This window comes from Longimicrobium sp., from assembly GCF_036280135.1.
GTDB lineage: Bacteria > Gemmatimonadota > Gemmatimonadetes > Longimicrobiales > Longimicrobiaceae > Longimicrobium.
On record NZ_DASURI010000857.1, the window covers coordinates 1 to 7,135 of the forward strand.

The following is a 7,135-nucleotide window of genomic DNA, read 5'->3' on the forward strand; positions in this document are numbered from 1 at the left end:
GGCGCGTTCGCCATCATCCGCGCCATGAGCACGCGCAACGACGACCCGGCGCACGCCTCGCGCCCCTTCGACGCGGCCCGCGACGGCTTCGTCATGGGCGAGGGCTCGGCCGTGCTCGTGCTGGAGGAGATGGAGCACGCGAAGGCCCGCGGCGCCCGCATCTACGCGGAGCTGCTGGGGTACGGCACGAGCAACGACGCGCATCACATGACGGCGCCGCGTCCGGACGGCGAGCAGGCCGCGCGGGCCATGCGCGCCGCCATGCGCACGGGCGGCGTGAAGCCGGAAGAGGTGGAGGTGATCAACGCCCACGCCTCGTCCACCCCGCTCAACGACAGCACGGAAAGCAAGGTGATCCGCCAGGTCTTCGGCGAGCACGCGGACCGGCTGCGGGTGAGCGGCACCAAGGGCTACACGGCGCACTGCCTGGGCGCCACGGGCGCCATCGAGGCGGCCATCTCGGCCCTGACCATCCAGCGCGGGTGGGTGCCGCCCACGCTCAACCTGGAGCAGCCCGGCGAAGGGTGCGACCTGGACTACGTGACGGGCGAGGGCCTGGAGATGCCCGTGCGGCGCATCGTGTCGAACAGCTTCGGCTTCGGGGGGATCAACGCGGCGCTGGCGTTCGGGGCGGCGTAGGGGCGGAACTGCAGGGAATAGGGAACAGGGAATAGGGAATAGGGAATAGCCTGCAACTGCAACTGCGGGTTATAGGGGACAGGTTACAGGGGACAGCCTGCAACTGCGCGAGCGGTTGCGGGCTGTTTTGCGTGGAGCGGAGATCCCGCGCGGGCGGAGCGCCCCCCATCCCCGGCCCTTCCCCCATAAACGGCATGGGGGAAGGGAGAAAGACAACCGCGCACGGTTCTCGCCTTCGCGCACCGGGGCTCGTGGAAGTTTACACCCTCTCCCGCGCAGTTTGCGGGAGAGGGTGCGAGCGACAGCGAGCGGGTGAGGGCCCCCGCCTTGCCGCGCCGCGCATGCGCGCCCTAGCTTGCCCGCCGAACCTCTACTCCCGGAGAACACATCCATGATGCGTTGGTCTCCAGCGCTGATCGCGGCCGCCCTGCTGGCCGGTTGCGCCGCGCCGTCCACCGGCCCGGCCCCCGCGCCGGCGCGCCTCGAGCGGCCCATCCCCTACCCCGTCACCCCGCCGGCGGACTACCAGCGCGCCGTCACCAACGGCACGCGCACCGAGGCCGGCGCGCCCGGGCCGCGCTACTGGCAGAACCGCGCGGACTACGCCATCCGCGCCCGCGTGCTGCCGGACCGCAAGCGGCTCGAGGGGAGCGAGACCATCACCTACACCAACCACTCGCCCAACGCGCTCAACGCGCTGCACGTGGACCTCACGCTCAACCACCACGCCCCCGGCGTGGTGCGCAACGAGCCGGCGGAGGTCACGGGCGGCATCGAGGTCACGCGCGTGGCCGTGGGCGGCGAGACGCTCACGACGACGGGCGCCCGCACGGGCCCGCGCTACGCCGTCAACGGCACGCGGATGGTCATCACGCCCCCCGCGCCCGTGCAGCCCGGCCAGTCCGTGCAGATCGCCATCGACTTCGGCTACACGGTGCCGCAGGCCGGCGCCGGCGGGCGGATGGGGTGGAGCGAGGACAACCTGTTCTTCTTCGCCTACTGGTACCCCGCCATGGCCGTCTACGACGACGTCGTGGGATGGCACCCGGACCCGTTTCGCGGCACGGCCGAGTTCTACGCCGACTTCGGCTCGTACGACGTGACGGTCGAGGCGCCGGCCCAGTGGGTGGTCTTCGGCACGGGCACGCTGCAGAACCCGGAAGAGACGCTGGCGCCCACCATCCTGCAGCGCTACCGCCAGGGCATCGCCAGCGACCAGGTGGTGAACGTGGTCACGCCGGCGGACTTTGGGCGGACGACGACGGCGGGGCGCAACGGCGTCGTCAGCTGGCGCTTTCACGCGGACAGCGTGCGCGACCACGCGTTCAGCGTGACGCGCGCGTCCAACTGGGACGCCACGCGCACCTCCGTGGGCAACCGCGACGGCGACGGCCGGGCCGATTCCACGGCCATCCACGCCTTCTGGCGCCCGGAAGCCCGCACCTGGGCCAACGCGGCGCGCTTCGAGGCGCACTCCATCACCTTCCTGTCGCGGTACACGGGCGTGGCCTACCCCTGGCCGCACATGACGGCCGTGGAGGGCGAGGGCATCATCGGCGGCGGGATGGAGTACCCCATGATGACGCTCATCAGCGCCTACACGGAGCAGGGCGACGAGGCGCTGTACAGCGTGACGGCCCACGAGCTGGCGCACATGTGGGTGCCGATGATCGTTAGCGTGGACGAGCGGCGCTACTCGTGGATGGACGAGGGGATGACCACCTTCCACGAGGCGCAGGCCCGCAACGACACCTTTCCCGGTGAGAACGCGGAGCTGGGCGACCGCGCCACGTACCTGGCCACGGCCCGCGCCGGCGCCGAGGGCGAGATCATGCGGCGCAGCGACTTCCACTACACGGCGGGGGCGTTCGGCACGGCGTCGTACCCCAAGCCGGCCGTGAACTTCGCTTCGCTGCGCGCGCTGGTGGGCGAGGAGACGTTCAACCGCGCCTGGCAGACGTTCATGCGCGACTGGGCGTGGAAGCACCCGTACCCGTGGGACTTCTTCAACACGGTGGAGCAGGTGTCAGGGCAGGACCTGGACTGGTTCTGGCGCACGTGGTTCTACGAGACGTGGACGCTGGACCAGGCCGTGGCCAGCGTGACGGAGGACCGGCGCGGCGCCACCATCGTCATCGAGGACCGCGGCCTGGCGCCCATGCCCGCGCGGCTCACCATCACCCGCGAGGACGGCACCGTGCAGGGGCTGGAGGTGCCCGTGGAGACGTGGCTGGAGGGCCGCCGCACGGCCACGGTCACGCTGCCGGCCACGAGCACGTCGCCCATCATCCGCGTGGAGATCGACGCGGAGAACGCGTTCCCCGACGTGGACCGCGCCAACAACGTCTGGACGCGCTCCTGATCCGCCCCATCGCGGCCCGTCCGGGAACATCCCGGCGGGCCGCAGGGTTCTCCGATGACCGGCGCGAACCCGTGCGGGTTTGTACTCTCGCACGTTCGCACTTTCGCACTCTCGCACTGTCAGTTCCGACGTGAGCAGCCGATTCATCCTCCCCGGCGCGGCGCCCCTGCTGGCGGCCGCGCTCGCCGCGTGCTCCGGCGCCGCCCCGTCGGCCCGGACCGCGCCGGCCCCCGCCGCGAACCGCGCCGTCATCGCCACCTCGACAGTCGCGCCCCTGCCCGTCATCGGCCCCGCGACGACGGAGGCGGCCATCACGGCGGCGGACCTGCGCGCGCGGCTGGGGATCGTGGCGCACGATAGCATGCAGGGGCGCGAGGTGGGCACGCCGGGGATGGCGCGCGCCACGAGCTACATCGTCCGCGAGCTGCAGCGGCTGGGCCTGCGCCCCGCCGGCGACGACGGCACCTACCTGCACCGCGTGAACCTCGTCCGCACGGACACCCGGGCGGACGTCACCTTCAACGGCGCGGCGCTGGGGACGGCGGACATCGTCCCCCTGAGCGGCCTGGTGGAGGACCTGCCCCGCAACGTGCGCACGCAGGGAGAGGGGCGGCTGATGTACGGCGGCTACATCACCGATCCGCGGATCACGCCGGACATCGACCTGGCGCCGGAGCAGCTGAACGGCAACGTGCTGGTGCTGCGCTTTGGCGCGGCGCCGGGCGCCAACGCCACGTCGCGGCCGCGCTTCAACATGCAGGCGCTGGTGTCGGAGGGCTCGCCCCTGCAGGCCATCATCCTCGTGGCCGAGGGCGACCTGGCGGACTTCTGGCAGTTCGCCGGGCACGCGCTGCGCAACGGCAACGTCACCACGTCCCCGGCCACGCAGAGCCGGCCGGGAACGGCACCCATGGTGTTCCTGGTGGAGCCGGGCGCGGCGTCGCACCTGCTGGGGCAGCCGCTGGAGTCGGCGCGGCCCCGCTCGGACCTGGGCGCCTTTCGCTTCGACGTGCGGCGCACGGAGGCGCCCATCGAGGCGACCAACATCGTGGCCGTGCTGCCGGGCGGCGACCCGGCGCGGGCGGGGCAGCTGGTAGCCGTCGGCGCGCACCACGACCACGACGGCGTGGGCGCGGCGGAGGACGGCGACAGCATCTTCAACGGCGCGGACGACGACGGCTCCGGCACCGTGGCCATGCTGGAGATCGCCGAGCGGCTGGCGGCGCTCCCCGCGGCCGAGCGCCCGGCGCGGTCCGTCCTGTTCGTGTGGCACACGGCGGAGGAGAAGGGGCTGCTGGGATCGGAGGCGTTCACCAATCGGCCCACGGTGGCGCGCGACAGCATCGTGGCGCAGCTCAACATGGACATGATTGGCCGCAACGCGCCGGACTCGGTGATGCTGGTGGGCTCGCGGCGGCTGTCGACGGAGCTGGGCGGGATCGTGGAGGCGGTGAACGCGGCGCAGACGCGTCCGTTCCTGCTGGACTACTCGATGGACGCGCCCAACCACCCCGAGCGCATCTACTGCCGCAGCGACCACTACAACTACGCGCGCTTCGGCATCCCGGTCACGTTCTTCACCACGGGGCTGCACCCGCAGTACCACACAGTGAACGACGAGGTGGAGCTGATCGACTTCGACAAGATGGCGCGCGTGGCGCAGCTCATCAGCGACGTGGCGTTCGACCTGAGCCACCGCCCCGCGCGCCCCGTCGTGGACCGTCCCGCGCCGCCGCTGGGCACGCCGTGCGTGTAGAAGTGCGACAGTGCGAAAGTGCGACAGTGCGAAAGTGCGAAAGTGAGATCGCGCGGCGGTCGGGCCTGAGCGGGTGAGGCCGGCTGATGCGATGCGCGAAGCCCCATCCGACGGAGAGCGGATGGGGCTTCGTCGTGGGTGGCGGCCCCGCGCCGGAGCGGCTAAAGCCGCCGCTACGAAAGCGGAAAGCCCCGCCCTGACGACGCTTCGCGTCGCACGGCGGGGCTTCACCTGCTCCGGCGGTCGGGCCCGTGCGCGATGACGGCATTCCGATCGCTCGGACTTCGCGAAACCCACGGCACCCGCCCGCGACGGACCTGTCGGCGGAGGCCGACATTGCGGTGTCACAGCGGCGATTTCAATTCACTCGCCGGGGCTGGAGGCCGGCCTATCTTCTCCGGATGGCGCCCGTGCACGGCATCATCGCGCGAGCCCGGTGTACCCCACGGCACCCACCCTGCCCCGACCCGTCGGCGAAGGCCGACATCACGTCTTCGGTGCCGCGACTTCAGTCGCCCGGTCGTGATGCCCGCCCCCCCTTCACCGCACCTTACCCCACGCCGGATCCACTTCCGCACTCACGCACTTCCGCACTCACGCACTTCCGCACTCACGCACTTCCGCACTCACGCACTTCCGCCCCGGCGGATCTCCAGCACGAGCGAGCGCAGCCACGGCTCGCGCATCTCCACGCGTTCTGTCAGGCCGGCGGCGAAGCGGGCGCGCTCCTCGCGCGTGCGGGCATGCTCGTGCAGGCGCACCGCCGTCCGGAGCGCCGCGAACGCCTCCGGGTCGCGCGGCGCGTGCATCAGCGCCTCGGTCCCCCAGTGCTCGGCGGAGTTGGAGCGCATCGTCTTGTCCTGGTAGTTGCCCAGGTAGCTCCAGAACCAGTACGGCACCGACACGCCCCGCAGCGCGCTGCGGGAGTAATCCTTTGCCCAGTCCACCCGCTGGAACCAGCGCCACGTCTTGGGGCTGTTCTTTTCCTGGATGGTGATCCCCACCCACCGTAGACGCCGCCGCACGGCGTTCACGTCCACGCCCTCCTCGCGCGCCCACGTGGCCAGCGTTGCCGAGATGGAGCCGAACGTGGTGCCGCTGCTCACGAAGTCCACCAGCGCGATGGGCCTCGGCGCCGACGCGATCTCCGCCGGCGACAGGCCCAACGCGCGAACGTGCGCCCGCAGCCCCTCCACCATCGGCCGCGGGAGAAAGCCGTGCACGTCCCCCCACGGGATGGAGACGCTCAGCAGGTCGCAGCGGTCCGCCCAGCGCGTGTCCGCCAGCGCGCCGGTCAGGTAGTCGAACATGTTCTCGGGCGACCGGCCCACGAAGATCAGGCGCGCATCGCCCGCGCGGGCCAGCACCCGCACGGCGCAGGCGCGTACCTCCGGCAGCAGGTGCTTGAAGCGCGGGGGAGTCCACCCCCCGGCGCGCGGCGGGGGCGGCGGCGCATCCACCAGCCGCCCCAGTTGCTCCCGCCGGCGCACGTCCCAGCGAAACGGCACCACGCCCGCGCGGTTGGACATCGCCGTCACCCCGCGCCCCGGCGAAGGGCCACCACCAGCGACCGCAGCCACGGCTCGCGCATCTCCACGCGCGCGGCGAGCCCCGCCGCAAAGCGCGCGCGCTCTTCCGGCGTGCGCGCGTGCGCGTGGATCTCGTACGCGTTGCGCAGCGCGTTCAGCGTGTCCCCGTCGCGGGGCGGCTCGCGCAGCTCGTCCGAGCCCCAGCGGCCGGCGTGGTTCTGCACCATGGTCTTGTGCTGGGCATCCCCCAGGAACGTCCACATCCAGTCGTCGATGGAGATGCCGCGCAGGGCACTCCGCGGATAGTCCCGCGTCCACTCCAGCTGCTGGAACCAGCGCCAGGTCCTGGGGCTGTTCTTCGTACGGACGGTGATGCCCACCCAGCGCAGCCGCCGCCGCACGGCCGCCACGTCCACCCCTTCCTCGCGTGCCCACTCCGCCAGCAGCGACGACAGCGCGCCAAAGGTCCGCCCCTTCCAGATCAGGTCCACCAGGGCGATGGGCCGCGGCGCGGACGCGATCCGCGCCGGGGCCAGGTCCAGTGCCCGCAGGTGCGCGCGCAGCGCCGCGAGCCCCGCCGGCGTCTCGGGCCCGCGATCGCCGAGGGAGATGCTCAGCAGCGCGCAGCGGTCGCTCCAGGCGGTTGCGGCCAGCGCGCCCGCCAGGTAGTCGTACACGCTCTCCGGCGACCGGCCGACGAACACCAGCCGCGCATCGCCCGCGAGCGCCACCGTGCGGACGGCGAGCGCGCGCAACTCCGCCAGGAATCCCGGCCACAGCCGCTGACGGCTGTAGTACAGGTCCGCGGCGGCGGGGGTCAACCGGTGACCGTCGGGCGTTCTCGTCCGC

General features: G+C 72.2%; 5 protein-coding genes. 3 read left to right on the plus strand and 2 right to left on the minus strand.

The window, feature by feature from the left end; translation table 11 throughout:
• The 3 genes from VFZ20_RS27745 to VFZ20_RS27755 all read left to right on the plus strand — a co-directional run.
• Nucleotides 1-639 (plus strand): beta-ketoacyl-[acyl-carrier-protein] synthase family protein (locus VFZ20_RS27745; protein ID WP_329687213.1); only part of this gene is annotated, 639 nt, incomplete at its 5' end.
• Nucleotides 640-1,030: 391 nt separating this feature from the next.
• Nucleotides 1,031-3,001: a M1 family metallopeptidase gene (locus VFZ20_RS27750; protein WP_329687214.1), complete on the plus strand. Its 1,971-nt coding sequence runs from the start codon at nt 1,031-1,033 to the stop codon at nt 2,999-3,001.
• A gap of 130 nt (nt 3,002-3,131) precedes the next feature.
• Complete coding sequence (locus VFZ20_RS27755; RefSeq protein WP_329687215.1) at nt 3,132-4,757, plus strand: M28 family metallopeptidase; 1,626 nt, start codon at nt 3,132-3,134, stop codon at nt 4,755-4,757.
• 626 nt (nt 4,758-5,383) lie between these two features.
• Here the strand turns inward: VFZ20_RS27755 and VFZ20_RS27760 are convergent.
• Both VFZ20_RS27760 and VFZ20_RS27765 read right to left on the minus strand, forming a co-directional pair.
• Complete coding sequence (locus tag VFZ20_RS27760) at nt 5,384-6,286, minus strand: hypothetical protein (protein WP_329687216.1); 903 nt, start codon at nt 6,284-6,286, stop codon at nt 5,384-5,386.
• 5 nt (nt 6,287-6,291) lie between these two features.
• Nucleotides 6,292-7,135, minus strand: an 844-nt coding sequence (locus tag VFZ20_RS27765) for a hypothetical protein (protein ID WP_329687217.1), incomplete at its 5' end; no start/stop codon positions are given.